This is a genomic window from Streptomyces albofaciens JCM 4342, assembly GCF_008634025.1.
Taxonomy (GTDB): Bacteria; Actinomycetota; Actinomycetes; order Streptomycetales; family Streptomycetaceae; genus Streptomyces; species Streptomyces albofaciens.
In genome coordinates, this window is record NZ_PDCM01000002.1 from 4,414,845 (window position 1) to 4,440,075 (window position 25,231).

26 protein-coding genes, 1 tRNA gene and 1 pseudogene are annotated in these 25,231 nt (G+C 69.7%); 18 read left to right on the top strand and 10 right to left on the bottom strand.

Going from position 1 to position 25,231, the window contains the following annotated elements; all coding sequences use genetic code 11:
- Positions 1-21 precede the first annotated feature (21 nt).
- Positions 22-133, top strand: a tRNA-Thr gene (locus tag CP973_RS39365).
- Positions 134-207: 74 nt separating this feature from the next.
- Here the strand turns inward: CP973_RS39365 and CP973_RS39370 are convergent.
- The 4 genes from CP973_RS39370 to CP973_RS39385 all read right to left on the bottom strand — a co-directional run bounded on the left by CP973_RS39370 (position 208) and on the right by CP973_RS39385 (position 4,817).
- Positions 208-1,518, bottom strand: coding sequence for a glycosyltransferase (locus tag CP973_RS39370; protein ID WP_150249866.1), 1,311 nt, complete (start codon positions 1,516-1,518; stop codon positions 208-210).
- Positions 1,505-3,523 (bottom strand): peptidase domain-containing ABC transporter, encoded by a 2,019-nt coding sequence (locus CP973_RS39375; RefSeq protein WP_280119060.1) that lies wholly within the window; start codon positions 3,521-3,523, stop codon positions 1,505-1,507. Before CP973_RS39375 ends, CP973_RS39370 begins: the two co-directional genes overlap by 14 nt.
- 196 nt (positions 3,524-3,719) lie before the next feature.
- Positions 3,720-3,917: a hypothetical protein gene (locus CP973_RS39380; RefSeq protein WP_150249871.1), complete on the bottom strand. Its 198-nt coding sequence runs from the start codon at positions 3,915-3,917 to the stop codon at positions 3,720-3,722.
- 135 nt (positions 3,918-4,052) lie between these two features.
- Complete coding sequence (locus CP973_RS39385; RefSeq protein ID WP_150249874.1) at positions 4,053-4,817, bottom strand: response regulator; 765 nt, start codon at positions 4,815-4,817, stop codon at positions 4,053-4,055.
- A 242-nt stretch (positions 4,818-5,059) separates the two neighbouring features.
- Here CP973_RS39385 and CP973_RS39390 point away from each other — a divergent pair, with 242 nt between their 5' ends.
- Positions 5,060-5,269, top strand: a complete 210-nt coding sequence (locus CP973_RS39390) for a hypothetical protein (RefSeq protein WP_150249877.1) — start codon at positions 5,060-5,062, stop codon at positions 5,267-5,269.
- Between the two features lie 119 nt (positions 5,270-5,388).
- Positions 5,389-5,667: pseudogene (locus CP973_RS41300) on the top strand (transposase); the annotation flags it as partial.
- Positions 5,668-5,939: 272 nt separating this feature from the next.
- On the opposite strand, the gene CP973_RS39400 reads toward CP973_RS41300, so the two are convergent.
- Positions 5,940-6,839, bottom strand: coding sequence for a helix-turn-helix transcriptional regulator (locus tag CP973_RS39400; RefSeq protein WP_208853448.1), 900 nt, complete (start codon positions 6,837-6,839; stop codon positions 5,940-5,942).
- 78 nt (positions 6,840-6,917) lie between these two features.
- Between CP973_RS39400 and CP973_RS39405 the strand changes: the two genes are divergently transcribed.
- The 4 genes from CP973_RS39405 (at position 6,918) to CP973_RS39420 (ending at position 9,453) form a co-directional block, all read left to right on the top strand.
- On the top strand, positions 6,918-7,715 hold the full coding sequence (locus CP973_RS39405) for an SDR family oxidoreductase (protein WP_150249880.1): 798 nt from the start codon (positions 6,918-6,920) through the stop codon (positions 7,713-7,715).
- Positions 7,716-7,812: 97 nt separating this feature from the next.
- The gene (locus CP973_RS39410) at positions 7,813-8,022 is read left to right on the top strand and encodes a 4-oxalocrotonate tautomerase family protein (RefSeq protein WP_150249882.1); all 210 of its coding nucleotides are present in this window, start codon (positions 7,813-7,815) and stop codon (positions 8,020-8,022) included.
- Between the two features lie 143 nt (positions 8,023-8,165).
- Complete coding sequence (locus CP973_RS39415; protein WP_244410328.1) at positions 8,166-8,456, top strand: helix-turn-helix domain-containing protein; 291 nt, start codon at positions 8,166-8,168, stop codon at positions 8,454-8,456.
- A 34-nt stretch (positions 8,457-8,490) separates the two neighbouring features.
- Positions 8,491-9,453: a pirin family protein gene (locus CP973_RS39420; protein ID WP_150249885.1), complete on the top strand. Its 963-nt coding sequence runs from the start codon at positions 8,491-8,493 to the stop codon at positions 9,451-9,453.
- Between the two features lie 116 nt (positions 9,454-9,569).
- On the opposite strand, the gene CP973_RS39425 is transcribed toward CP973_RS39420, so the two are convergent.
- Positions 9,570-10,007 carry a hypothetical protein gene (locus tag CP973_RS39425; RefSeq protein WP_150249888.1) on the bottom strand — a complete coding sequence of 146 codons (438 nt, stop codon included), beginning with the start codon at positions 10,005-10,007 and terminating at the stop codon, positions 9,570-9,572.
- A gap of 64 nt (positions 10,008-10,071) precedes the next feature.
- Positions 10,072-10,419 carry a Sec-independent protein translocase subunit TatA gene (tatA, locus tag CP973_RS41305; RefSeq protein ID WP_244410242.1) on the bottom strand — a complete coding sequence of 116 codons (348 nt, stop codon included), beginning with the start codon at positions 10,417-10,419 and terminating at the stop codon, positions 10,072-10,074.
- 153 nt (positions 10,420-10,572) lie between these two features.
- On the opposite strand from tatA, the gene CP973_RS39435 reads away from it, so the two are divergent.
- Complete coding sequence (locus tag CP973_RS39435) at positions 10,573-12,153, top strand: LCP family protein (RefSeq protein ID WP_150249891.1); 1,581 nt, start codon at positions 10,573-10,575, stop codon at positions 12,151-12,153.
- 96 nt (positions 12,154-12,249) lie between these two features.
- Here the strand turns inward: CP973_RS39435 and CP973_RS39440 are convergent, their stop codons facing one another.
- Both CP973_RS39440 and CP973_RS39450 read right to left on the bottom strand, forming a co-directional pair.
- Positions 12,250-15,276 carry a P-type ATPase actuator domain-containing protein gene (locus CP973_RS39440; protein WP_425282066.1) on the bottom strand — a complete coding sequence of 1,009 codons (3,027 nt, stop codon included), beginning with the start codon at positions 15,274-15,276 and terminating at the stop codon, positions 12,250-12,252.
- Positions 15,260-15,649 carry an ArsR/SmtB family transcription factor gene (locus CP973_RS39450; RefSeq protein WP_150249894.1) on the bottom strand — a complete coding sequence of 130 codons (390 nt, stop codon included), beginning with the start codon at positions 15,647-15,649 and terminating at the stop codon, positions 15,260-15,262. The genes CP973_RS39440 and CP973_RS39450 overlap by 17 nt, the downstream gene beginning before the upstream one ends.
- Before the next feature lie 574 nt (positions 15,650-16,223).
- Between CP973_RS39450 and CP973_RS40310 the strand changes: the two genes are divergently transcribed.
- From CP973_RS40310 to CP973_RS39480, 7 genes are all read left to right on the top strand, one after another.
- On the top strand, positions 16,224-16,388 hold the full coding sequence (locus CP973_RS40310; RefSeq protein ID WP_167515140.1) for a hypothetical protein: 165 nt from the start codon (positions 16,224-16,226) through the stop codon (positions 16,386-16,388).
- A 101-nt stretch (positions 16,389-16,489) separates the two neighbouring features.
- A complete protein-coding gene (locus tag CP973_RS39455; protein WP_030671301.1) occupies positions 16,490-16,783 on the top strand; it encodes a Dabb family protein in 294 nt (97 codons plus the stop codon).
- Positions 16,784-17,039: 256 nt separating this feature from the next.
- Positions 17,040-17,849, top strand: a complete 810-nt coding sequence (locus CP973_RS39460) for an RNA polymerase sigma factor SigF (RefSeq protein ID WP_003984135.1) — start codon at positions 17,040-17,042, stop codon at positions 17,847-17,849.
- Between the two features lie 191 nt (positions 17,850-18,040).
- Positions 18,041-18,877: an RNA polymerase sigma factor SigF gene (locus tag CP973_RS39465; protein ID WP_150249897.1), complete on the top strand. Its 837-nt coding sequence runs from the start codon at positions 18,041-18,043 to the stop codon at positions 18,875-18,877.
- A gap of 722 nt (positions 18,878-19,599) precedes the next feature.
- Positions 19,600-19,842 (top strand): hypothetical protein, encoded by a 243-nt coding sequence (locus CP973_RS41310; protein ID WP_244410243.1) that lies wholly within the window; start codon positions 19,600-19,602, stop codon positions 19,840-19,842.
- A gap of 209 nt (positions 19,843-20,051) precedes the next feature.
- Positions 20,052-21,026, top strand: a complete 975-nt coding sequence (locus CP973_RS39475) for a S1 family peptidase (protein WP_167538605.1) — start codon at positions 20,052-20,054, stop codon at positions 21,024-21,026.
- On the top strand, positions 21,023-21,454 hold the full coding sequence (locus CP973_RS39480; protein ID WP_150249902.1) for an ankyrin repeat domain-containing protein: 432 nt from the start codon (positions 21,023-21,025) through the stop codon (positions 21,452-21,454). The genes CP973_RS39475 and CP973_RS39480 overlap by 4 nt, the downstream gene beginning before the upstream one ends.
- Before the next feature lie 16 nt (positions 21,455-21,470).
- Here the strand turns inward: CP973_RS39480 and CP973_RS39485 are convergent, their stop codons facing one another.
- Complete coding sequence (locus tag CP973_RS39485) at positions 21,471-22,115, bottom strand: CatB-related O-acetyltransferase (protein WP_150249906.1); 645 nt, start codon at positions 22,113-22,115, stop codon at positions 21,471-21,473.
- A 188-nt stretch (positions 22,116-22,303) separates the two neighbouring features.
- Here CP973_RS39485 and CP973_RS39490 point away from each other — a divergent pair, with 188 nt between their 5' ends.
- The 3 genes from CP973_RS39490 to CP973_RS39500 all read left to right on the top strand — a co-directional run bounded on the left by CP973_RS39490 (position 22,304) and on the right by CP973_RS39500 (position 25,180).
- On the top strand, positions 22,304-23,059 hold the full coding sequence (locus CP973_RS39490) for a hypothetical protein (protein WP_150249909.1): 756 nt from the start codon (positions 22,304-22,306) through the stop codon (positions 23,057-23,059).
- Positions 23,060-23,309: 250 nt separating this feature from the next.
- Positions 23,310-23,774 (top strand): cupin domain-containing protein, encoded by a 465-nt coding sequence (locus CP973_RS39495; RefSeq protein WP_150249912.1) that lies wholly within the window; start codon positions 23,310-23,312, stop codon positions 23,772-23,774.
- A 251-nt stretch (positions 23,775-24,025) separates the two neighbouring features.
- A complete protein-coding gene (locus tag CP973_RS39500) occupies positions 24,026-25,180 on the top strand; it encodes a hypothetical protein (RefSeq protein ID WP_150249915.1) in 1,155 nt (384 codons plus the stop codon).
- Positions 25,181-25,231 lie beyond the last annotated feature (51 nt).

The following is a 25,231-nucleotide window of genomic DNA, read 5'->3' on the forward strand; positions in this document are numbered from 1 at the left end:
TCCTTCAGACGGTGTTCTGCCGCCCCTGGAGACCGAGTTGGGGGCCGCTCCGATCCGCTGCTTATCAGGCTCGATTCCCACCCGGAACGCTCTTGTAAAGCGTAGGTCGTCGGTTCGAATCCGACAGGGGGCTCAGAGAGCGGGAAGCCCCAGGCCACCGATGGTGGTCTGGGGCTTTTTGCCGGGATGGGGCGGGATGGGCTGTGTCTACGGGGCCTGCTGCGCCGGTACCTGCATCGGCTCGTCGTCGAGGTGGGACAGCATTGTCCGCAGGCCGGCGATCTCGGCGGACAGTCGTGCGCCCGAGCCTCGCGCCATCGCCTGGCCGAGAGCGGTGCGAGCCTCGTCATGGCGGCCGCTCGCGAGTGCCAGCAAGCCGTACAGCTCGTGCAGGCGCCCTGCGTCCCGAGGCGTGGACCTGCCGTTTCTCGATGAAGCGGCAGCTGCCGAGTCCGCCAGCTGCGACAGACGGCTCAGCGTCTGGCTGGCGGCTACGACCGTTTCGAAGTACGTGGCCTCGACATGCCGGTCGACACTGTGAAGCAGGCCCGCACAGTGGCTGATCTCGTTGGCGCCGCCGAAGCGAAGGGCGAGCTCACAGAGCAGGGCCCAGCTGTCCTGCACCCGCTCTGCCACGTAGTCCGAAGCTCCGGGCGGGCAGTGCGTCAGGGATTCCGAGAGCAGGTCGAACAGCTCGCGGGCGCGGGCCGGAGTGAGGTCTTCGACCAGCTGTTCCCGAGCTTGGTAGTAGGTCCATTTCGGGTTCTGGGGTTCGTCTTCGCGGCACAGTTCTAGGAGGCTGTTGTGACGTTGCAGCTTCTTCTTGGCAGCGATCACCTCTGGTTGGTAGCCGTAGTGTGTGAAGCGGACGGAGACGCGGGCTGTCAGGGGGCAGTTTCCCTCCCGGTCGTAGGGGCGCTCGTGGATCCGGCCCCGGTAGCGGAGAGATGTCCTCGCTCGAAGAGCCCGCGGCAGGTCGCTGTAAATACCGCCTTGGTCGTCGACATCTGCGATCTCCGGGCACACCGCCAGGTCGACGTCGGGCAGTACGAGGTCCAGTACTGCCAGACAACGCCGAAGTGCCCCGACGGATGCAGGCGCCAACTCCTCGTCGGCGTCGACCATGACGACCCAGCCGTCAGTCACGTGGTCGAAGGCCAGGTTTCGCTGTCTCGCGAAGTCCTTTTGCCACGGGCTCTCGACTATGCGCGTGGGAACGCCCGATTCCCGCACCACTTGCAAGGTGCCGTCGCGCGATCCCGAGTCGATGACGAGGACCTCGTCGACGTCGGCAGCCATGGCGTCGATGCACTGGCCAACCCTTTTTTCCTCATCGCAGGTGAGTATCACCGCGGTGATGCGGGGTGCCGGCGCCGCCGAGGAAGGGGGCGGGAAAGCGGTGGCGGGTACGTCCGCCAGACGGGGAGAGACGTCGTAGACGAGGCGCAGGTCCTCTTCCCAAGGAGACGTTGCGGTGTCCCGGCCATGCGACGCGACCAATACTTCACCGAAGCGCATTGCCGGCGCCCTCCATGACTATCTGATCCTGGGCAGTGCTGCCGTCGATTTGGACGATGTGATCGAAGGTGAGGTCGGCGGCATCTGTGTGGGACACCACCACCTTCGAAGCGGGAAGGGATGCGAGATTGCTCCAGATCCTGTGGACAGTTCCTCGGTCGATTCCGCTGAATGCTTCGTCCAGCAGGTAGACGTCCGGAGCGTGCAGCACTGCTCTGGCCAACGCCAGGCGCTGCATCTGTCCGCGGGAGAGGCCGCTTCCGTCCTCCCGAACTCCCCAAGACATACCGCCCGGCAGATCGCGAATCACCTCGTCGAAGCACGCGATTTTGCAGGCCAGTTCAATGGCTTCGTCCTCTGCCGGCTTGCCCAGGGTCAGGTTCTCCCTGAGCGTGGCGGTGATCAGCAGTGGGCTGTCGCTGAGGTAGAGGACACGGTCCCTGAGTTCGTTCTCCCGTAGCTGCCTGCTGTCCCGTCCGTTGACCGTGACGGTCCCGTGGTAGTCGGAGAAGAAGCCTGCGATTGCCTTCAGGGCTGTGCTTTTGCCTTGGCCGTTGGCGCCGACTATCAGCGTCGTGGATGCCGGTTCGATGGAGAGTCGGAGATCCTTCACCGCCGGACGCGAGGAGGACGGGTAAGTGACACTCAAACCGCCCACCTCGATGTGTGTGGGCTCGGCGCTGTGAGGAGTTTCCATGGTCGAGGGCTCGGCCGATGCCAGGCGGGGGTCCTCGTTCTGATTGATGATTTCCCGATAACGGCCCACGGCGGCGAACAGGCGCTGGAGTGTCACTTGGAGAGCGGCGATCGAGTTTGCAGACGACAGGAAGTAGCCGGCCAGCGAGACCGAAGCGAATATCTGCCCGACTGTCAGTACACCGGAGAGAGCCAGCCTGAGGCACACCCAAGTGGTGAGCACCGTGGTGAGGCCGAGATTGACGGTCATCACTACGGAGCCCAGGTTGCCGAGCCTTCCCAAGCGGGTCTCGGCGGAGATCCTGCGTTCCAGGCGTTCACGGATCCTGTCCTGCGCGAAATCTCGCTTGGCGTAGGAAACCACTTGCTCGTAGTGGTGTACGAGGTTGAAAAGCTCCGCTTTGAGCGTGGCATCCCGTTGCAGAGCTTCCTCGGAAGCTGTCCTGATGGGCGAGAACAGCAGCCGTGAGGTGAGGACGTTCACTGCCGCGGACAAGAGCAGAACGGCAAGTATGTACTTGTTGGTCAGGGCCAGGTACGCACCCACCCCGAGCACCACCCCGACGTCCATCGAAGCCTGAACCGTGGAGGTGGAAACGAGCGTCTGGATCTCTTGCACGTCATCGAGGCGGCTCACCAGGTCGCCGACCCGCCGGTTGTCGTGAAAGGCCGTCGGCAACCGCAACAGCTTGCGGACGTAGGTATCGGAAAGCTGGCGCTGCAGAGCCTGGCCCAGAGAGACCGCCAGTCGGCCGCGCGCATACTGGGCGACCCCGACCAGGAGAAGAATTCCGGCGACTGTGGCCGTCAGCAAGTTGATCGATTGCATCGAAGCTTCACGCACGACACGGTCAACCGCTACTTGAAGAAAAATGCTGGTCAGCAGCGAAGCGCCCGAGACCAGCGCGGTGAGGACGAGAATCGCGGTCAGTACGGGCCAGCGGCTGCGGACCAGTGGCCATACGACTCGTTGCGAGCGGAGTTCGTTGAACCTGCCGCGCAGGCTCAGGCCGGCAGCAGGCGTGTCCGTGACGAGCACGTGCCCGGTGAATATCTCCGCCAGGGCGTCCGCACTCATTTTTGTGGGCGCCGACAGCAGCGGATCGCTTATCGCGAAGTGCCCGTTGCGTTCAGCATGGACCACCACAAAATGCGGTTGGCTCATGACCTGTACTCGTACGATGGCGGGCCCGGCCGTATTCACGGCCTGGGCGAGTTGCCCGATGTCCAGCCGAAGAAGCTCGGAGTCGACACCGTAGTCCGCCAAGACGTGCTGCAGGCGCAGCAAAGAGGAGCCCCGACGGCCCAGGCCAACCGAACTCGCTGAGGACTGCCACGTCGATCAGTTTGCCGTGGCGCCTGAGGACCGTCCTGACGCACGCCGGCCCGCAGTCCGTATCGCCGGTTTGGCTCGTATGAAATCGCCGGAACTTCTTCATTTCCCTATCCTTCGCCCACAGGTTCGGCCCTGGCTTCCGGAGAAGCCAGGGCCGAATCAAAAAGTGCTAGCGGCAGAACTGGTTGTACATCTTCAGGTAGTCCGTGGGGGTGCCGCCGCACGAAATGACCACGCTGGTGAAGCTCAGCGCGTAGAGCTCGGCGCACTGGGCCTTGCTCAGGCGACGGCCCTCGCCGTCTGCCTGCTGACCCTCAACCTCGCTGAGCGCGGGAAAGTTCATGGAACGCAGCTGGGCAAGACTCATTGTCTCTCAGTTCCTTCCGGAGCAGTTGGAATTTCCGAACGACATGATCATCCGATCCGGAACGCGGGCGCTGCAATCCGTAGTGTGGTGGCCACACCCGCCGTTCGGCGGGGTTGCCGCCCGGCGGCGGAGGGCTTATACGTACGCAAGATTCTTTGCGGTTGCCGGGACCGGCCGTTGCTTGCGCACGGGCTCGGCCGCTTGATGTGCATGGAGACCGGGCGACCAGGCGGTGATACCTGCCCTATCCGCTATGACCGCTGCTTGTACACGGTTGAGGTTGCCGAGTTTGGCGAGCAGTGCACTGACGTGGTCCTTGGCGGTACTCGGCGCGACACCCATACGGCGGGCTATCTGCAAGTTGGTCAGTCCTCTGCCCAGGAGGGACAGCGCATAACGTTCCCGGGGCGACAAAGTCCCTACCAGCGCAGGCGCCTCGTTGGTTCGGCAGCGAGCGAGATACCCGTTGATGACGGCAGTCGCGACAGGTGTTGCCAGAGGCCGTCGCCCTGCGGTGAGACTCCGGATGTCGTGGACCAGCTGTTCCGGGTCGGTGTCTTTCAAAAGGTAGCCCGTTGCCCCGACGAAGAGCGCGAGAGACACGTCATCTTCTCGGCGAGATTTCGTGAGCACAATGATTTTAGGGGCGTGTCCGACCGATGCGATCTGACGCAGCACGGTCATACCGTCAAGGCCCTGCATCTCAATGTCCAGAAGAACGACATCGGGGCGATGTGCGGCCACCGCAGCGAGTGCTTCGGGCCCCGAACACGTTTCCACGACGTCTATACCGTCGGATGCGTCCAGGAATTTTTGAAGACTCAGCCGCATCAGTGGCTCGTCATCGGCGATGAGAACCCGCAAGGAATCTGGACATGCCTGACCTCTGGCACCCGTCATGTTTTGCTCCCCGTGTCAGTTTTGCTAAGGTATCGTCCACTTTAGGCGGGCAGGGTAAACGGAACTCCAAAATGCATGGTTGAATTTTTTATTAAATTTCTGGTCAATTCAACGCACCCCCGCCGATCGGCGGGGGTCCCCACCAGTCGGCGGGGACTTCTCGACGCACCACCCCTGTAGGGTTTTCGTTACCCGTCGAAGCCCTCAGTGCCATGCGCTGGGCAATCAGAAGGAGGCCAAACATGGTGATGGGTCCGGGACTTGCCGGCATGCCCATGGAGGAGTGGAAGATCCGGACGGCCAGCGGCAAGGAGTACGTCTTCGATACGGAAGACGAGGCGCGAGCGGCCCTGCCGGAGTACGGCGAAGGAAGCACGCTCTGGAAGCGACGGGCCTATCGGGGGATAGCGAACACCACCGTGTCGTCGACAGGGTGGATTGACGTGACGTGAGCTGACCAAACGGTCGCTACTTTGCCAAGTTCGTAGTCATGTGTGCGGTAAGGGCCCCAGAAGTCCCAACGCAATGTGAGTAGCCGTGTTCTCGGCGCGGATGTGACGGTCGCTGGGGTGTGAGCAAGCGACGCGCTCGTCCTTGGCTGGTGGAAGGCGAGTTGTGGTCGATCATCGAGCCGCTGTTGCCGTCGCTGCCTGCGGGGCATCGGCGGCCCGGCTGCAAGCCGGTGCTGGCGGACCGCAAGGTGTTGTGCGGCATCCTGTTCGTCCTCTACACCGGTATCCAGTGGGAATGGCTGCCGCAGGAGCTCGGGTTCGGCTCGGGGATGACCTGCTGGCGGCGACTGCGGGACTGGAACGCGGCCGGGGTGTGGCAGCGGCTGCACGAGGTGCTGACAGCCGCTCCCGACCACGGCGCCGGGCACCGGCGGATACCTCACGCAAAACACCCCCTGACCGCGTCTCCTCAGATCAGAGGGGTGTTACAAGCAGTAGCAGTAGGGTTTGAACCCGCCGGGATGACGCTTCTCACCTGCGGATTTTCCTGCGAACCGGACAAGCATGGCGATTCGATGCCCCTGAATCCTGTGTGGTCCTACTGGATTGTGTCTCGTGTCGCACGTGCAACAGGAGATGCTGAAGTGCGGTGAGCGCTTTCGGCCTTCTCCTACTGGATGATCTTTGGACGTGTCGTGGTCGACTGCTGCTTGCCGGTGACCTCCTGGGTGCCGAGGACGGCGAGCAGGTCGAGGAGGCCGGCGCTGTCGGTGCCGACCGCGGGGGTGAACCAGAGCAGCCGTTGGCGGCCGTCCTCGCTGAACAGGTTGAGGCAGTTGACTTCGATCAGCCCGAGTGCGGGGTGGATGAGGCGTTTGCGGTCGTCGCGCCGGAACGCCACGTCGTGGTCGGCCCAGAGGGCGGCGAATTCGGGGGAGGCGTCGAGCAGCGCGCCGATCAGCGAGCCGGCTTCGGTGTCCTTGGCGTCCCGTCTGGCGGCGGCTGCCCGCAGATCGGCGACGAAGGCCCGGGACTGGGCCGCGTGGTCGGCCTCGGGATAGAGCTGCCGGGCGTCGGGTTCGGTGAACCACCGGTGGACGAAGCTGGCCCGGCCGCCCCGGAAGCCGGACTGGTCCCCGAGCAGTGCCACCGCCAGTGGGTTCTGTACGAGGGTGACGTGCAGGTCGGTGATCACCTGCGCGGGTGTCGAGGTCAGGCGGGTGAGCAGGTCGAGCATGCCGGGGTGGACGTGGGAGGCCGGTCCGCCGTGGGCGGGCACCGGGCGGTCGGCCAGGCGGTAGAGGTAGTCGCGCTCGTCGGCGGTCAGGCGCAGGGCCCTCGCCAGCGCCGCGATCATCTGCTCGGAGGGCTGGGACCCGGCGCCGCGTTCGAGTTCGTTGTAGTAGTCCACCGAGGCGCCGGCGAGCTGGGCGACCTCGTCGCGGCGCAGTCCCGGCACCCGGCGGCGGGGCCCGTGGGGAAGTCCCACGTCGGCCGGACGGATGCGGGCACGCCGCGAGCGCAGGAAAGCCCCCAGCTCGGTGTACTTCACAGAACCCATGCCCGCCATTCTGCGTTCGGCCGGGCCGTCGACCCAGGGGATGACATCCCCTGGTTCCGCCGGCCGTTGCCGCACATCGTGGAGGGCATGACCACGAACCGCCCCAGTCCCCGTTCCAGTCCCCTTGCCCCTCCCGCCTCCGTCCCCGCTCCGGCGGCCGGGCGGGTCGCCGTCGTCACCGGCGGGTCGCGCGGTATCGGCCGGGCGGTCTCCCGCGAGCTCGCCCAGGACGGCCTGGCCGTCGTGGTGAACTACGCCCGCGACGCGGCGGCCGCCGAGGAGACGGTGGCGGCGGTCACCGCTGCCGGCGGGCGGGCGGTCCCCGTACCGGCGGACGTGGCGGACGAGCACGCGGTCGCCGCCTTGTTCGACCGGGCGGAGCGGGAGTTCGGCGGCGTGGACGTCGTGGTGAACTGCGCCGGCCGGCTCGCCCTGTCGCCCGTCGCCGACCTCGACCTGGCGGAACTCGACGCCGTGCACCGCACCAACATCCGCGGCGCTTTCGTCGTGGCCCAGCAGGCGGCCCGGCGGCTGCGCGCGGGCGGCTCGTTCGTGGGGTTCTCGACCTCCGTGGTCGGCACCCGGTTCCCCGCTTACGGCGCGTACGCGGCGAGCAAGGCGGCCGTCGAGTCGCTCACCCTGATCCTCGCCCGCGAGCTGCGCGGCCGGGACATCACCGTGAACACCGTCGCCCCCGGCCCCACCGCCACGGACCTGTTCCTCGAAGGCAAGACGCCCGAGCAGATCGACCGGCTCGCGAAGGCCCCGCCCCTGGAGCGGCTGGGCACCCCGGAGGACATCGCCCGCGTGGTGGCCTTCCTCACCAGCCCGGCGGGGCACTGGGTGAACGGCCAGGTCCTGCGGGCCAACGGGGGCATGGTGTGAAGACGTAGCCGTACGTCGTGGTGGTCACCCCACTTCCACCTCCGCCTCCGCCTCCGCCACCGCTCTGAAAAAGAACCCTACTCAAGGAGAAACAGCCATGCCTTTCGCACATTTCAAGGTCCCCGCAGGCACCATCACCGCCGAGGACAAGAAGAAGATCGTCGAGCGCACCACCGACCTGTACGCGGAGATCTACGGCGAGCGGGCCCGCCCCACCACCGTCGTACTGGTCGACGAGGTCCCCGACGGCGGCTGGGGCGTCGCCGGCAATGTCCTGACCGCCGCCATGCTCAACGGCGACGCCTGACCTCGGTCCTCCCCGCGGGTTTCAGCCCTCGCGGGGAGAGAAGCTGCCGCTGGCGTCGTCGCGGACACGTCGACGGCCGGAGCGCGGGCGCTGACGGCGGAACACCTGGACATGCGGCTGTCCCTCAAGGGCCTCGCGGCGCACTGTCACATGAGCGTGCGGACGTTCACCAGGCGCTTCAGCCGGGGACGGGCCCGTACCCGGCTGAATGGTGCGCCGCTGCGCGCTTGCGGCACGCTCGCCACCTACTGGAATCGACGGAGCTGCCCGTGGACGACATCGCCGCCAGGAGTGGCATGGGCAGCGGCACCGACCTGCGCCAGCACATGCGGGCCGCCCTGACCACCACACCGTCCGCCTACCGTCGGGCTTCCCGGTCGGCCGGTAACACGCGCGCCGGGGCGGCCGGCGGGCCACGACATCGATATTGTTGAATGTGCAATCACCAGTCACGGGAAGGCGCCGCACATGAGCAACGTCGAAGTGGACCCCGCCGAGTTGCGCTGCGCCCCGGGCGAGCAGGTGCCCGAGGTCGAGGTGCTCGCCCCGCGCGACGTGCCGTTGGGCGGGCCGCGGGCCATGACCGTACGGCGTACGCTGCCGCAGCGCTCCCGTACGCTCATCGGCGCCTGGTGCTTCGCGGATCATTACGGCCCGGATGACGTCGCCGAGACCGGCGGCATGGATGTCGCGCCGCACCCGCACACCGGATTGCAGACGGTGAGCTGGCTGTTCAGCGGGGAGATCGAGCACCGCGACAGCCTGGGCACCCACGCGTACGTACGGCCGGGCGAGCTGAACCTCATGACGGGTGGCCGCGGGATCAGCCACTCGGAGGTGTCGACCGGGCGGACCACCGTGCTGCACGGGGTGCAGCTGTGGGTGGCGCTGCCCGCGGAACACCGGCTCACGGAGCCCGGCTTCCAGCACCACGTGCCGCGCCCCGTACGGGACGGCGGGGCCGGGATCAGCGTGTTCCTGGGCACGCTCGCGGGCGTGACCTCGCCGGTGCCGGCCTTCACCCCGCTCCTCGGCGCCGAGATCGTCCTCGCGCCGCGCGCGACGGTCACCCTCGCCGTGGACCCCGCTTTCGAACACGGCCTGCTCGTCGACCAAGGGCCCGTCCGCCTGGCCGGCACCCTGCTGCGCCCGGCCGAGCTGGGCTACGCCTGTCCCGGCCGCGACACCCTGACCCTCACGAACGAGTCGGACACCTCCGCCCGGACGGCCCTGCTCGGCGGCACGCCGTTCGAGGAGGAAATCGTCATGTGGTGGAACTTCATCGGGCGTTCTCACGCCGATATCGCGGAGGCCCGCGAGGCGTGGATGGCAGGCGACCGGTTCGGGGAGGTGAGCGGATATGACGGTGACCGCCTGCCCGCGCCCGGACTTCCCACGGTGGCGCTGAAGCCGCGGGGGCGGGTGCGCTGATACGGAGTGCGGAGTGCCCGAGGGGCACGGCCGACGGCCGGGAACGGCGACAGCCCCCGTTCGCGAAGCTTCTGTTCGCGAACGGGGGCTGTGCGTTCCGGGAGACGGCCGGGGCCTCAGCTGTTGCGGCGGCGGAACGCCTTGCGCACGAAGTGCACGATCAGCCAGATCACCACGATGATGATGACGATGAAGATGATCAGCAGCACGATGAGGAAGATGCCGAGCTTCTTGAAGAAGCCCTTCTTCTTCTTTTCCTTCTTCTCCTTCTTGTCCTTGGAGCCGAAGGCGGCCTTCGCGTGGTGGTGGAAGGAGGCCGGGGCGGCCTCCGCCTGCGCGGCCGGTGCGCCGGCGGTCTGCTGCTGAACGCCGTGCGAGACGTGGGCGACGTGAGCGACCGCCGGAGCCGCGGGTGCCGCCGCTGCCGCGCTGCCCGCCGCGCCCATCAGGCCGAGCAGCAGGGCCACGACAACTGCGGTGATACGTCCGCCCGTCGACGAAACGGTGCGGCCGGCGCGTACGGCGTGTTCGGAAGGCTTGCGCTCGGTGCTCATCCGGTCGGTTTCCCCTCGTGGTTGGTGCTGGGCGCGGCACGCTGATCGCGACGCGCGCCAACCATTATGGGTGGCGGCCGTCTCCGCCGGTGTGCTGCACGGCGCCCGTCCTCCCGTCGGCGCCGCCCGGCGCACGGTCGGTCATCACCGCTCCCGTGCGCACGTCCGCCCCGGTCTCGTCCTTCGCCGCTCCGGCCTCGCCCTTCGCCGCCCCGGCCTCGCCCTTCGCCGCTCCGGTCTCGTCCTTCGCCGCCCCGCTCTCGTCCTTCATCGCCTTCGTCTCGCTCTTGAGGATCCGCAGCGACTTGCCCAGGGCCCGCGCCGTGTCCGGCAGCTTCTTCGAGCCGAACAGCAGGATCACCACGAGGGCCACGATCAGCAGGTGCCAGGGCTCCAGCCCGTTCCGCAGCATCTCGTCCCGCCTTTCCCTCCATCGCGCCCCGGCGGTCACCGGTCCGCGCCGTCTTGCCGGATTCGTTACTTGCTACATTGCGCAACTGTACAACCGACTGGCCCGAACGACCGTCTTCTTCGGCAAGAACCGCGCAGGTGAGGGTGCACACACATGACAGCAAGCAGTCACCGGGCCGTGGCCGGGAGTGCCGGACGGGGCAGGCGGCGCCGCCCGCTGCGGACGGCCGCGATCATCGCCGTATCGCTGCTCGTACTGATCGCCGCGGGCGCGGGCTGGTTCTACCTCAAGCTCAACGGGAACATCACCACCTTCGGCGCCGACGGGGTCAGCCCGCAGCGCCCCGCGGAGGGCGCCGGCGGGCAGAACATCCTGGTCATCGGCTCGGACTCGCGGTCCGGCGGCAACAGCTCGCTGGGCGGCGGCGACGGTGACGTGGGCCGCTCGGACACCGCCTTCCTGCTGCACATATACGGTGACAGCAAGCATGCGGTCGCGGTCTCCATACCCCGCGACACCCTGGTGGAGATACCCCCGTGCCGGCTGCCGGACGGCAGGTGGACCAAGCCGCAGCACAACGCGATGTTCAACGCGGCCTTCTCGGTCGGCGAGAGCGCCAAGGGCAACCCGGCCTGCACCCAGAACACGGTGGAGAAACTGTCCGGCGTACGCGTCGACCACACCGTCGTCGTCGACTTCGAGGGCTTCTCGAAGATGACGTCCGCGGTGGGCGGCGTACCGGTCTGCCTGCCGAAGGACATCTACGAGGGCGATCTGAACCCGAACCGCCACTCCCGCGGTGAGCGGATCTTCGCCAAGGGGCCGCAGAACGTATCCGGTCAGCAGGCGCTCGATTACGTACGCATCCGGCACGGCATCGGCGACAACTCCGATATCGGCCGCATCCAGCGCCAGCAGGCCTTCGTCGGATCGCTGATCAAGAAGGTGAAGGACCAGGGCTTCAGCCCCACCACCCTGCTGCCGCTGGCCAACGCCGCCACCCAGTCCATGACCGTCGACCCGGGCCTGGACTCGGCCGACAAGCTGCTCTCCTTCGCGATGTCGCTGAAGGACATCGACCTGCACAACACCAAGTTCATCACGCTGCCGTGGCGCTACCAGGGCGAACGGGTCGCGATCGTGCACCCGGCGGCGGACACGCTCTGGGCGGACATCAAGGCGGACCGCACACTGGACGGCAAGAACGCGGGCGGGCCGGGGGCGCAGGCTTCCCCGGGGCCGTCGCCGTCACCGTCCGGTGGCCCGGAAACGGGCGCGGGCACGGGAACGGGTGCGGGTACGGATACCCGCACGGGTACCGATTCGGCTGCGGGTGCGGGTGCGGGCATCAGCGTCGCCGTCTACAACGGCACCGCCACGACCGGGCTGGCCGCCCGCGCCGCCGATCAGCTCAAGTCCGCGGGCTTCACCGTCACCGGTACGGCGACCGCGCGTGCCCAGGGCCGCACGGCCACCACCGTCGAGTACGGCGCGGGCAAGGAGGCCGAGGCCAAGGCCGTCGCGGCACGCTTCCGGGACGCCCGGCTCGTGCCGACGACCGCCCCGGGCGCCGGCGTCAAGGTCGTCCTGGGCACCGCGTACGCGTCCCGGCCCAGCCTGGAGTCCCCGGCCGCCGCCACCCCGAGTGCGGGCCCCTCGTCCGGGTCGTCGGCGATCGCCGACTCGGCCCGCTCGGCCGATGACAACATCTGCTCGGGTCTGTCGTACGGCTGAGGCCTTTCGTCCGTCCACGGCTCAGGTCTCGCCGTCCGCGCTACGGCCGAGACCTCACCGTGCGCCCTACGAGACCTCACCGTGCGACCGTGCGCCCTACGGACGAGACGCCGCCGTCCGCCGCTCGTACCGCCTCTTGGCCCACGTCAGCCCGGCCCCGTACAGCACCAGTACGGCCGCCAGCAGCCCGTAATAGAGGGGAGGCAGTGCCGACATGCCCAGCAGCGGGCCCAGCGGGGACGGTGGCAGGAGCAGGCCGATGACGGCGAGCGCGCACACCGCGCCCCGGATCGGGCCGGGTGCCCGGCCCTCCGCCGAGTGGCGTCCGGCGCGCAGCAGGTACATCACCAGCGCCTGCGTCAGCAGGTTCTCCGTGAACCACCCGGCGTGGAACGCGTCCTGGCCGCCCGGGTGCCCGGAGCCGTGCACCGCCAGCACCAGCACACCGAACGTGGCCAGGTCGGCGGCGGCGTTGAGCAGCCCGAAACCGGTGATGTAACGGAGCAGGTCGGCGGGGCGCAGTACCGCGGGCCGGCGCAGCGCGGCCGGTCCCGGCCGGTCGAAGGCGAACGCCAGCTGGACCGCGTCGAAGCACAGGTTCTGCACCAGGACCTGCGCCGGGAGCATCGGCAGGAACGGCAGCAGCAGCCCTGCGCCGAGCATCGCGATGACGTTGCCGAGGTTGGAGGAGAGGGTGATGCGCAGGTACGTGGCGATGTTGGCGGTGCTGCGGCGGCCCGCGACGATCGCGCCGTCGATGGCGTTCAGGTCCTTCGAGGCGAGGACGACATCGGCCGCCTCGCGCGTCACGTGCACGGCGTCGCGCGGGGCGATGCCCACGTCACAGGCGTGCAGGGCGGGGAGGTCGTTGACGCCGTCGCCGAGGAAGCCGACGGTACGGGGCGGGGCCCCCTCACCCGTACCGTCCGCGGCCTTGCGCGCCGAGCCGTCCCCCGCCCGCAGCGCCCCCACGATCCGCGCCTTGTGCTCGGGCGTGCAGCGTGCGAACGCCGTCGTACGGGAGGCGAGGCGGGCCAGTTCGCCGTCCGTGAGGCCGTCGATCCGGTCGGCGGTGAGCACCGCGCCGGGGCCGGTGTCGAGCCCGAGTTCACGGCAGACGTGGGTGACGGTGCCCGGATGGTCGCCGGTGAGGACCTTGACGGCGACGCCGCGCCGCGCCAGGCCCGCGCAGGCCGCGGCGGCGGTCGGGGCGAGCGCGTCGCGCAGGCCGACGAAGCCGACGAGGGTCAGGCCGCGCTCGTCCGCCGGGGTGTACGGGCCGAGCCGGGCGCGCCGCTCGGCCACCGCGACGGCCAGCAGCCGCAGCCCGTCCGCCGTGCGGTCGGCGACGAGCCGGGCCAGGCGCGCGCGGGCCGCGTCGTCGAGGTCGATGTCCCGCCCGTCTTCACGGACGTGGGCGCAGCGTTCCAGCACGTCCTCGGGCGCGCCCTTGACGACGAGCGTGTGCACACCGAGCCGGGGACCGGAGCCGCCCGCCGTCGCCGCGTCCGTACGCACCACCGCGCACGACGTACGCCGTACCGGGTCGAAGGGCAGGGCGGCGACGCCCTCGTACGCCAGCAGCGCGTCGAAGCCGTCCTCGGCCGCCTCCAGGATCGCCTCGTCGAGGGCGTCCGGCGTGGGCAGCTCTGCGAGCTGGAGTGTCCACAGGCTGTTGACGGCCGCCCAGTGCAGCGGTCCGGGCGCGGGCCGCCCGTCCGGGGCGAGGGAACAGTCCAGGACCGGGCGGTCCTGGGTGAGGGTGCCGGTCTTGTCCGTGCACAGCACGTCGATCGCGCCGAGGTCGTGCAGCGCGGGCAGCCGCTTGACGATCACCTCGCCGCCGCGCGCGAGCAGCGCCGCGCCCCGGGCGAGCGCGGTGGTGACGATGACGGGCAGCATCTCGGGGGTGAGCCCGACCGCCACCGCCACGGCGAACGGCAGCGTCTCCAGGCCTCGCCCGCGAAGCGCCGCGTTGGCCATCAGCACCAGCGGCGGGGTGAGCAGCATGAAGCGGATGAGGGTCCAGGAGACCCCGTTCACCGAGCGGTCGAAGGCGCTTTCGCGCGGGCGACGCGGGAGCTTGCGGGGACCGGACATCCGGCGGACGGGACCGGGCATCCGGCGAGCGGACCCGGGCATCCGGCGGGCGCCCGGCGCGCCGGGGCCGGCGGCCGTCCCGCGTGTACCGGAGTCGGCGCCCACCTCCCGTTTACCGGAGTCGACACCCGCCCCACACGTACCGGAGACGACATCCGCCCCACGCGTACCGGAGACGGCACCCGTCCCCCGCGGCCTCCCGTACGCACCGCTGAACAGCGTCTCCGCCCCGGTGGCCAGCACCACCGCGGTGCCGCTGCCGGAGGCGACGCTGCTGCCCTGGAAGCACAGCTCGGGGCGCTCGAAGAGGCCGGGGCCGTCACTCGCACTCGTGTACGCCCCTGTTGCCACGTCCTCCCGAGCGTCCACCGGATACTTCGCCACCGGCGCCGACTCCCCCGTCAGCGCCGCCTGGCGTACGGTCAGGCCGCTCGCGCGCAGCAACCGCAGGTCGGCGGGGACCAGGTCACCCGGGCCGAGCCGGATCACATCGCCCGGCACCAGCTGATCGACCGGGATCTCGCGGGCGGCGCCGCCCGCCGGCGCCCGCCGCTGCACCGTCGCCGTCGTGGCGATCAGCTCGCGCAGCGCCGCCGTGGAGCGCTCGGCCCGGTACTCGCCGCTGGACCGCAGCACCGCGCTGACCACCACCAGTACGGCGATCACGCACGCCGTACCCCAGGACGCGACGGCGGCCGAGACCAGCGCCAGGCACAGCAGCACGGTCGTGAACGGATCCCGCAGGCTGCGGACGAAGCGCCAGGGCCGGCCGGCCGATCGCCGCTCGGGCAGCGTGTTCTCGCCGTACCGCAGCAGCCGTTCCTCGGCCTGGGCCTCGGTCAGGCCGCGCGGCCCGCTCTCCAGGAGGCGCAGGGTTTCCAGTGCCGTCAGGCCGGGGGCGTCCCGCAGGGCGGCGCCGCTCTCCGCCCGTACTGCCGGTGGTGCGAGGTGGGTACCAGGCTCCGAATCCCCCTCCGTACGGGCGGCCGCGGAGCCCACGACCTTCTCAGGCGCCCAGGCCACGGACGCGCCCCGGAACCGCCGGTCCTTCGGACCCGCCCGCCCGGTCGGTCAGCTGCCCCACCAGCCACCGCACCATCGACACCACGTCGGGGTCGTCGACCAGGTACACCACGCGGCGGCCCTCCCGCCGCGACCGCACCAGCCCCGCCAGCTTCAGCTTCGCCAGGTGCTGGCTCACCGCGGGCAGCGCACCGCCCACCCGCTCCGCCAGCCCGCTGACATCGCACTCGCCGTCCGCCAGCACCCAGACGATGTGCAGGCGCGCGGGCGACGCCAGCAGTCCGAATGTCGCCGCGGCCTCCGTCAGCACCTCGGCCGACGGGTCCGCCACGTCCTCGACGCCACTCGTCACAGCCGTTCTCCATCCGCCCATCCGCCCAGGGCCGGGCCCGTACCCCCGAAAGGGCCCAGTCTAGGCGCCGGGCACCGGACCCTCCCGTACGCGAAAGCCCCGGCTCCGGGCCTTTGGGCCCGGAGCCGGGGCTCCGCGATGTGGCCGGGGGAAACGGCATCCGGGGGGGACAAGCCGTTTCCCCCGTTGGTGGACCGGGCCCCAAGTCCGCACCGCCAGTCAGGGGGGAAGCCGCGGCGTGGACCCCGCAGCGGGGCGCTGGCCCGTACCCCGCGAATTCCTGCCAGATTCGCCGGGTACACCACCATCCTGCTCCGGCCACCGGGTCCGGGCGCCGGGCAAACGGCCTCCCTCCAGGGGCCTTTGGTCCTTAAAGTCCTGATCAACAACGCCCTGATCAACAACGTCTTGGGCAGCAAAGTTCTGATCAACAAAGTCCTGACCACCTGATCCACGGGCGCCTGCCCGGTGCCGCACCCGGCACCACCCCACCCGCCGCCGACTCCACCCCCGTGACGGAAGTGGTTAGACTCACCCCGCCCGGCACCGGGGAAGGGCGGGCGGGAGCTGCCGTAAGGGGAGACGGGACAGTCGGATGGCGCAAGCGAAAAAGATCGCGTTGTACGTGGTCGCCGTCTTCGTCCTGTACACGATCATCACGTCCCCGGCGCGCGCCGCCGATCTCGTCCAGATAGGGTTCGAGGGCATTTCGTCGGCTGCCCACGGGGTCGGCGAGTTCATGACCCAGCTGATCTCGTAGGGCGCCCGGCCGGGCCGATCCCGTAGGTGCCCGGTCGGCGCGGCCGACGGCACGGGACGTACGGCGTCGGCCCGTACGACGAACGCACGGAGGACCGCCCAGTGATACGCCACCTGGTTCTTTTCAAGCTCAACGAGGGCGTCGAACGCGACGAGCCGCGGGTCGTGGCCGGTGCGCAGGCGTTCCAGGAGCTGGCCGACCAGATTCCCGAGCTGGAGTTCTGGGAGTGCGCCTGGAACATCACGGACCGGCCGATCGCGTACGACTTCGCCGTCAACTCGGCCGTTGCCGACACCGACGCCCTCAAGCGCTATATCGAACACCCGGCCCATCAGGCCGCCGCCGGGCAGTGGCGCGAGTTCGCCACCTGGGTGATCGCCGACTACGAGTTCTGAGCCGCGGCCCCGGCCGCGCGCCCGCCCCTCGCCCCCTGTACCGGGCGGGGGGCTTTTCGCTGCCCGAGCGGGGGGCTTTCCGCTGCCCGGGCGCACCGCAGCACCCCCGCCCCCATGGCCCGCTCCGCGACCGGCTCTGGGATCAACTCTGCGATCAACACGGCGTTATGCGGTGCTTGCACACAGTGCACATGTCTTGTGATGCTATGACCTGCTATGACCGCTTTTGCCGGATGGATGGACTGAGAAGGGTGGCGTGACCGTGACGGCCCGAACTGCGCCCAAGGCGCCATCCCGCGAAAGCAGGAGCGCGGACACGCGGGCACTCACGCAGGTGCTGTTCGCCGAGCTGTCGAGCCTGGAGCCGGGCACGCCGGAGCACGCCCGGGTACGCGCCGCCCTGATCGAGGCCAATCTGCCGCTGGTACGGTACGCGGCGGCACGTTTCCGCAGCCGTAACGAACCGATGGAGGACGTCGTCCAGGTCGGCACGATCGGCCTGATCAACGCCATCGACCGCTTCGACCCCGGGCGCGGCGTCCAGTTCCCCACCTTCGCGATGCCGACCGTGGTCGGCGAGATCAAGCGCTACTTCCGGGACAACGTGCGCACCGTCCACGTGCCGCGCCGCCTCCACGAGCTGTGGGTGCAGGTCAACGGCGCCACGGAGGACCTGACCGTACTGCACGGCCGGTCGCCGACCACCGCGGAGATCGCCGAACGGCTCAAGATCGGCGAGGACGAGGTGCTGGCCTGCCTGGAGGCGGGCCGCTCGTACCACGCCACCTCCCTGGAGGCCGCGCAGGAGGGCGACGGACTGCCGGGCCTGCTGGACCGCCTCGGGTACGAGGACCCGGAGCTGGCCGGCGTCGAGCACCGCGACCTCGTACGGCATCTGCTCGTCCAGCTGCCGGAGCGCGAGCAGCGGATCCTGTTGCTCCGTTACTACAGCAACTTGACGCAATCTCAGATCAGTGCCGAGCTGGGGGTGTCGCAGATGCACGTGTCCCGGCTACTGTCGCGGAGCTTCGCACGACTGCGGTCCGCAAACAGGATCGAAGCCTAACCGGGACGGGCGACCCCTTCCTGCACGGATATGTCGACTTGGCGCTACAGCGTGTTGCCGACATGTGACATTCTGCAGGAACCGCGTTTGCCGTGGCGTCGCCTCCGGTATTCAGGTGGAGGCATAAGTTCTCGGTTCCGCCGCGGGCCGAGGGCACCGCAGCGACCCGACCGCGACCTCAAGGGGGTGGCATGTCCGTAGAACTGGGCAGCTCGAAGGTGCTTCCCGCGATTCCCGCGCCGGCAGCGCCCGTGCACGACGACGACGCTCTCAACACCCGTACGCTCTCCCGCTCCCTCTTCATGCGACTGGCCACGCTCGACAAGGACAGCGCCGAGCGGGCGTACGTCCGCGACACCCTGATCGAACTGAACCTGCCGCTGGTGCGCTACGCGGCGGCACGTTTCCGCAGTCGCAACGAGCCGATGGAGGACATCGTCCAGGTCGGCACGATCGGTCTGATCAAGGCCATCGACCGTTTCGATTGCGAACGCGGCGTCGAATTCCCGACGTTCGCGATGCCGACCGTGGTCGGCGAGATCAAGCGGTTCTTCCGCGACACCTCCTGGTCGGTACGCGTCCCGCGCCGCCTCCAGGAACTGCGCCTGGCCCTCACCAAGGCCAGCGACGAACTCGCCCAGAAGCTCGACCGCTCCCCGACCGTCATCGAACTCGCCCAGTGCCTCGGCGTGTCCGAGGAGGACGTGGTCGACGGCCTCGCGGTCGGCAACGCGTACACCGCCTCCTCGCTCGACTCCCCGTCCCCCGAGGACGACGGCGGCGAGGGCTCCCTCGCGGACCGCCTCGGCTACGAGGACAGCGCGCTCGAAGGCGTCGAGTACCGCGAGTCCCTCAAGCCCCTGCTGGCCAAACTCCCGCCGCGCGAACGGCAGATCATCATGCTGCGCTTCTTCGCCAACATGACGCAGTCCCAGATCGGCGAGGAGGTCGGCATCTCCCAGATGCACGTCTCCCGGCTGCTGACGCGCACCTTGGCCACACTCCGCGAAGGGCTGATCTCCGACTGATCCGGGCGGGTCTGCAAGCGACGGGACCCGCACACCGCTGACACCGCCTCGCGCCCCACACCGCGCACCACCACTTCGCGCACTGCGCACCGGGCCTATGCAACTGACGACCCGTCAGCAACACTGGCCCGATGCGACGGACAAGCCGCGCTCCACACCCCCATACCGCCCGCGCGCCCCACATGACGCGCGCCCTTCTCCCCACGGCCGCCCTGTGCCTGGCCACGCTGCTCTCCGCCTGCGGTGGCGACGGCGGCCGGGGCTACGCAGCGGTGGGCGCCGCCGGCCCGGCCGACGGCCGTTCCCCCGCGAAGCCGGTTCCCCCGGGCGACGGCATCACCCTCACACCCCTGGACGGCCCCACCTCCGGCCCCCGCCAGGCCGACTCGGCCACCGAGGCCGCCCCCACATCCGGCTCCAACACGGGTACGGGCACGGGTACGGGTACGGGTACAACCACCGACCCCACACACCCCCCGGCCCCCCCCACACCCCCCAACCACCGAGCCGGACCCGCCGAAGCCCCAAGCAACCCCCCACCCAGTTCCCCATCCGGCACCCCACCCCCACCTGCCCCCACCCCCACTTCCACCCCCACCCAAAAGCCCGACCCCGCCCGCAAGCCCAAGCAGCCCAAACTCAAACCCAAACCCCCCACCCCTCCCCACTCGGCCCTCGGCCCTCTCCAACGCTCCAAAGCCGACGTACGGTGGTGCGAAAAGGTGACCGTCGAGCTCCGCAACACCGGTGGCCGCCCGGTGACTTCCGGCAGCATCACCTTCGGCACCCACATCATCGGCGCCCTGGGCATCGACTGGACCACCAGAACCTCCACTCACAGCCTCCCCACCCCCATCCCGGCCACCTCCCACCGCACCGCCACCTGGCGCGTGTGCGTGGCGTCCTGGCGCGTGCCGTTCGGCATGCATGTGGAGACGCAGGACGTTCGCGTTGAGTGGGGGTGAGCGGTGCCGTAAGCACTCAGCGGCGGGGGTGCGTGGCCGTCCCCGAGGCGCCCTCAGGGTCGTCACTCCCCGGGATGACCGCCGACGCGACCGAAGGCTGACTACTTCCGCCCGTCCCGCCACTACATTCGATCTTCGGCACAGCGGCAACTGGTGCAGAAAGCAGCACAGTTGCGAGGACCGGGGGTCGGGAGATCAGGGGAGTGGGCATGCTGGGGAAGTGGCGCGCGGCCGGGCGTACGACGGGGCGGGGGAAGCGAGCCGGGGTGGCGGCCCTGAGCGCCGTCCTGCTGGCCGGTGCCGGCACGGCCATAGGGACCGGGGGCACGGCGGCGGCCATGTCCGGAGGCACACAGTTGCCCCGCCCCGGCGCCGCGCCCTGGCTCGCGACGCTGGCCGTGAAGGGCGACGGACCGCTGCTGGGGCGGGCGTCCTGCGGTGGTGTGCTCGTCGCGCCGGACCGGGTGCTCACCGCGGCCCACTGCCTGGCCGGCGGGGACGTACACACGCTGGAGGTGCACCTCGGCTCCTCGGTGCTGTCGAAGGACCCGGGCACGGTACGGGACGTCCGCAGCGTCACCCTGCACCCCCGCTACGAGATCCTGCCGTCCCCCGCCGACCCCACCAAGCCGGAATGGTCCTCCGCGGCGAACGACCTGGCCGAGATACGGCTCAGCGCACCGGTACGCGGCGTCCGGCCGCTCCCCGTCGCCCGGCACCGGCCGCGGCCCGGCACGCCCGTATCGATCTTCAGCCACGGTCTGACGGGCGACCCCGAAACGTCCCCGCCCGGTCAGGACGTCCGCGGCGACGTACTGCGCCGCGGCGACCTCACCGTACGCACCCACCAGCGGTGCGCCGCCCAGACGCCGGCGGTGGTGGACGAGGCGTCGGTCTTCTGCGCGCGCGATGTGCGCGCGGAACACGCGGGCCGCACTCCCGCGGCGATGTGTTACGGGGACAGCGGCAGCCCGCTGGTGGCCTGGGGACGGCGCGGCCCGGAGCTGGCCGGTATCTTCAGCTTCGCCGGTGAGACGGCCGGGAAGGCCTGCCGGCCGGCGGACGCGGCGTTCGCCGACGTGCCGGCGCTGCTGCCGGAACTGTCGCCGGGGCTGCGGCCGGGCGTGCTGCCGGAGGCACTGCCGGAGCAGCCCGCAGGCGTACGGACGAGGGGACATCGATGAACCGTCGACGGCGGAAGAAACTCGCCGCCCGGCTGGTGTCGGCCGTGATGTTCGGCGAGACCCGCGAGGTCGCCGCGCTGCTGCGGGCCGGGGCGCAGCCGGGCACCGCGAACGCCGACGGTACGACACCCCTGTACGCCGCGTCCGTGCACGGCGACGCGGCCGCCGCCCGCCTGCTCCTGGCCGCCGGTGCCGAGCCGGACGCGGAGAGCGGGCACGGTTCGGAGGGCACCCCGCTGTGCGCGGCGGCGGCCTGGGGCCACCTCGATGTCGTACGGGAACTCCTCGCCCACGGCGCGGACCCGAACCTCCGTGAGGACGGCGGCACCGGATACGCGCCGCTCGACTGGGCCACGAAGGAGTTCCAGCCGCACCCGGAGACGGCGGCGGTGCTGCGGGCGGCGGGCGCGCGCCGCCGGGACGGCTGAGCGCGGCCCCGTACGGTCACCCCTTCGGCGCCACGGCCGCCAGCTCCTCCACCGACCCCGACATGATCGTCCGCACATGCTCCGTGATGTGCTCGACCGGCCAGTCCCACCAGGCCAGCTCCAGCAGGCGCGCCACGTCCTCGTCGTCGTAGCGGCGGCGGATCAGCTTGGCCGGGTTGCCGCCGACGATGCCGTAATCGGGTACGTCGTCCACCACGACGGCCCCGGAGGCGATGACCGCCCCGTGCCCGATCCGTACACCGGGCATGACCATGGACCGGTAGCCGAACCACACGTCGTTGCCGACCACGGTGTCGCCCCGGCCCGGCAGCCCGCTGATCAGGTCGAAGTGGTCGGACCAGGAGCCGCCCATGATCGGGAAGGGGAACGTCGAGGGGCCGTCCATCCGGTGGTTGGCGCCGTTCATGATGAACCGCACCCCCTCGCCGAGCGCGCAGAACTTCCCGATGACCAGCTTCTCGGGCCCGTAGTGGTACAGCACGTTGCGCGTCTCGAACGCGGTCGGGTCGTCCGGGTCGTCGTAGTACGAGAACTCGCCGACCTCGATCAACGGCGAGGTGACGAGGGGCTTGAGGAGCACCACGCGCGGCTGACCCGGCATCGGGTGCAGGGCGTTGGGGTCGGCGGGGACCAGGGGCATGGGGTGGTGGCCTCTCTCGTACGAGGGGATACGTACACACAATGCGGCCCCGGCATGATGTCAATCGGCGTTGTCGCGGGCGACCGATTAATTCGGGCGCAGGGCCGAGGTCACACCGACACCATTCCGCCATGTTCCCCTCGCGGATGCAGAATGGCGGCTCGACCAGGGGGTTATCAGGGGGGCTGATGTCTCGTTTTCTGCGCACCGCGGTGGCGGCCGTAACGGTCACCGTCTGTCTTACGGCCACCACGTCCTGCGGCTCGGCGAAGCCCGCGCGGCCGACGCAGCCACCCCATTCCGAGCCGCTGACCGAGGCGGACCTGAGGTCGCTGCTGCCCTCCGGGAAAACCTTCCGGGGCTACGTCGCCCGGCCGGAAGAGCCGCGCGCGACAGCACACCCGCCCAGCGGTACCGCAGGAACCGCCGACCACCCGCCCGAGCGCTCGAAGCTCTACCCGGACGCTCCCCCGGCCTGCGAGGCTCTGGTCGATTTCGAGCTGGACCACCTACTGCACCGGCCCACGGCGAGAGTGTGGTCCGAGATAACACCGCAGTTCCTCGTACACACTTACTCCGACTACACCAAGTTCCACCAGCTCACCCTGGCCAGTTACTCCGTCGAGGAGGCGAAGGCGGTGATGGCGTCCCTCAAGGGGGCCCTGCCGTCGTGCGACGCATTCAGCCTCTACACCCTCGCGTTCGGGGACCAGACCGGGTCGGTCACCGTCGGCCCGTGGTCCGCCCCGAAGGCCGGGGACGACGCGGTCGCCTACACCTGGACCATCAAAGGCATTCCGATGGACCAGACCGTACCCGTCACCGTCGTACGCACCGGTGGTGTCATCGCCTCCTACAGCGGCGCGGTCCGCGACGACATCCCCCGGCAGCAGCACGACAGGCTCCGGGAATTCATCTCCGGAACCGGGACAACCGGAGACTGATTGCCCAATGGGCGGCCGGAAGAACTGGCGGGCTGTACGCGCTGATGGGGGCGGAAGCATTGGTGCACTGCAAGCGCTGATGGGACGGAAGCGCTGATGCACGGCAAGCGCTGATGGGCCCGGAAGCACTGATGCACTGCAAGTACTGATGGACCGATTGCCACCTCAGCAAAGAAATTTGCCGCTCCGGCAGTGGTGACCGCACCCTGTTGCCTCCACAGGGCCATTGAGAGAACCAGGGGGCCACACCATGACCACTCAAGGCGGCACCGGGACCACGCGGAACACCCACGACAGCACGCCGAAGCCCGACCGCGTCCACCACGTCCGCGCCGGCGAGCTGGACGGCCACACCGCCCTCAGCGGCCACACCGTCGGCTCGAAGCGACTGTGGATGGGCCTGGTGGAGAACCCGCCGCTGAGTGCGACGGACAACCACCACCACGGCGACTCGGAGGCGGGGATCTACGTGGTCAGCGGCCACCCCGTCTTCGTCTACCACGACGGCACCCGGGAGGTACGGGTCGAGGCGGGCCCGGGCGACTTCCTGCTCGTCCCGCCGTTCGTCCCGCACCGCGAGGAGAACCCCGACCCGGACGAGCCCGTCGTCGTCCTCATCGCCCGGACCACGCAGGAGCCGATCAAGGTGTCCGTACCGGAGCTGTACCGGTACGAGGAAGGGGAGCCGCACCGGCACGAGGTGGCGGACGCGTAGGACGTAGGAGGGACGCGCTCGGCACCAGGCCGGAAAACGTCTACGGACATGGCCGCTGCTTTGCCCGGGAAGGCATGTGCCGGTTGCATGTGTGCTGCCGTACGGCATCTCACGGAGGGGGCATGGCTGTGCCAAGACCCAAGGTTCATGCGGCTGGACGAAGAACGTTCACCGGGCGATGCGGGGCAAGGAGTGCGGCGGCGCTGTTAGGCGTCGCCGCACTCGTCTTTCCAGCAGTTCCCGCCGGGGCGGTGGCCGCCGCGGCGCCACCCGGCGGAGCGGAGCGGGCGTACACCGGGCACGGCACGGTGTCCGGCCAGGGGCGCTCCGTCGATGTGGACTCCGACGTACTGCTGGCCGGAACCAATACGGCCGGTGGAAACGGCGCACCCGGTGCGGGGGGCGGCTGGTGGACCGCGTCCACGGCCGCCGAAGGCGGCTCGCCGCCGTACGCGGTGTGGGCCGGGCGCCTGGACGGCACCGGCGAGAAGAAGCTGATCAGCCCCGACGACGGACGCCACCACGTGCATCCGGTCACCGACGGGAAGACCGTGGTGTGGGCGGCCTACCAAGACCGGTGGTGCTACCTCCTGGCGCGGCCGCTCGACGGCGGGCCGGTACAGCAGCTGACCTCCAGTCAGGGCATCGGCTGCGCCTTCACCACGCTGGGCGTCGAGGGAAAGACCGTGACCTACACGGATGTCGGCTACAAGAGCCGCACCACGCGTGCGGTGTACCTGCGGATGGGTGAGGGCGATCCGGTCAGCATCCCGCCCACAGGGGGCGGAAACCCGCGGACGACCTCGACGAGCGCCCCGTCCCTGCACGACGGCAGGATCGCCTTCAACGACTGCAAATACACCGGCAGCACCGGCACCCTCTGCCGGATAGCCGTCCTGGATGTCGCGACCGGCCGACGCACCGTGGTGGCCCATGCCAAACTCCCCGCGCCGACCGCCATCACCTCCCGGTACGTCTACTGGCTGGAGGTGGAGGACGGAGAGAACAGGCCGAGGGCGCTGCACCGGGCGAACCTGGACGGCTCGGACCCCGTCGTCATCAGCCCGGCCTCGGGCGGGAACGCACTGATCATCGACGGCCTGACCGCCTCCGAGGACGCGGTGACCGTCGCCGCACGAACCGCCGCCGCACAAACCGTCGGCGCTCGAACCGTCAGCGCTCGAACCGCCGGAACCCGAACCGCCGGCGGCACGGCGGGCCCCGAGAGCGCGACCAAACTGTGGCAGTTCTCGCCGGGCGGTGAGCACCGCGAGCGGGTCTCCTGCAACAGCGGTGACCAGATCCTGCCCGCCTCCGCCGGCGCCCGGCAGGTGGTGTGGATCGACACGACCACCGGCAAACGCGATCTCGTGACACGCACACAACCGGCCGGCGCCTGCGGCTGACCTGCGCACGACCGGCGGCGAGCGATCAGCCGCCTCGCACGCCCCCGGCGG

Coding starts and splice junctions, on each gene's coding strand:
- tatA (WP_244410242.1), bottom strand. CDS start 10,419: ATGCTGCGGAACGGGCTGGAGCCCTGGCACCTGCTGATCGTGGCCCTC.
- CP973_RS39405 (WP_150249880.1), top strand. CDS start 6,918: ATGACCACGAACCGCCCCAGTCCCCGTTCCAGTCCCCTTGCCCCTCCC.
- CP973_RS39450 (WP_150249894.1), bottom strand. CDS start 15,649: ATGGGCGGATGGAGAACGGCTGTGACGAGTGGCGTCGAGGACGTGGCG.
- CP973_RS39495 (WP_150249912.1), top strand. CDS start 23,310: ATGACCACTCAAGGCGGCACCGGGACCACGCGGAACACCCACGACAGC.
- CP973_RS39465 (WP_150249897.1), top strand. CDS start 18,041: ATGTCCGTAGAACTGGGCAGCTCGAAGGTGCTTCCCGCGATTCCCGCG.
- CP973_RS40310 (WP_167515140.1), top strand. CDS start 16,224: ATGGCGCAAGCGAAAAAGATCGCGTTGTACGTGGTCGCCGTCTTCGTC.
- CP973_RS39425 (WP_150249888.1), bottom strand. CDS start 10,007: ATGAGCACCGAGCGCAAGCCTTCCGAACACGCCGTACGCGCCGGCCGC.
- CP973_RS39475 (WP_167538605.1), top strand. CDS start 20,052: ATGCTGGGGAAGTGGCGCGCGGCCGGGCGTACGACGGGGCGGGGGAAG.
- CP973_RS39410 (WP_150249882.1), top strand. CDS start 7,813: ATGCCTTTCGCACATTTCAAGGTCCCCGCAGGCACCATCACCGCCGAG.
- CP973_RS39420 (WP_150249885.1), top strand. CDS start 8,491: ATGAGCAACGTCGAAGTGGACCCCGCCGAGTTGCGCTGCGCCCCGGGC.
- CP973_RS39435 (WP_150249891.1), top strand. CDS start 10,573: ATGACAGCAAGCAGTCACCGGGCCGTGGCCGGGAGTGCCGGACGGGGC.
- CP973_RS39385 (WP_150249874.1), bottom strand. CDS start 4,817: ATGACGGGTGCCAGAGGTCAGGCATGTCCAGATTCCTTGCGGGTTCTC.
- CP973_RS39390 (WP_150249877.1), top strand. CDS start 5,060: ATGGTGATGGGTCCGGGACTTGCCGGCATGCCCATGGAGGAGTGGAAG.
- CP973_RS39400 (WP_208853448.1), bottom strand. CDS start 6,839: ATGGCGGGCATGGGTTCTGTGAAGTACACCGAGCTGGGGGCTTTCCTG.
- CP973_RS39380 (WP_150249871.1), bottom strand. CDS start 3,917: ATGAGTCTTGCCCAGCTGCGTTCCATGAACTTTCCCGCGCTCAGCGAG.
- CP973_RS39370 (WP_150249866.1), bottom strand. CDS start 1,518: ATGCGCTTCGGTGAAGTATTGGTCGCGTCGCATGGCCGGGACACCGCA.
- CP973_RS39485 (WP_150249906.1), bottom strand. CDS start 22,115: ATGCCCCTGGTCCCCGCCGACCCCAACGCCCTGCACCCGATGCCGGGT.
- CP973_RS39490 (WP_150249909.1), top strand. CDS start 22,304: ATGTCTCGTTTTCTGCGCACCGCGGTGGCGGCCGTAACGGTCACCGTC.
- CP973_RS39480 (WP_150249902.1), top strand. CDS start 21,023: ATGAACCGTCGACGGCGGAAGAAACTCGCCGCCCGGCTGGTGTCGGCC.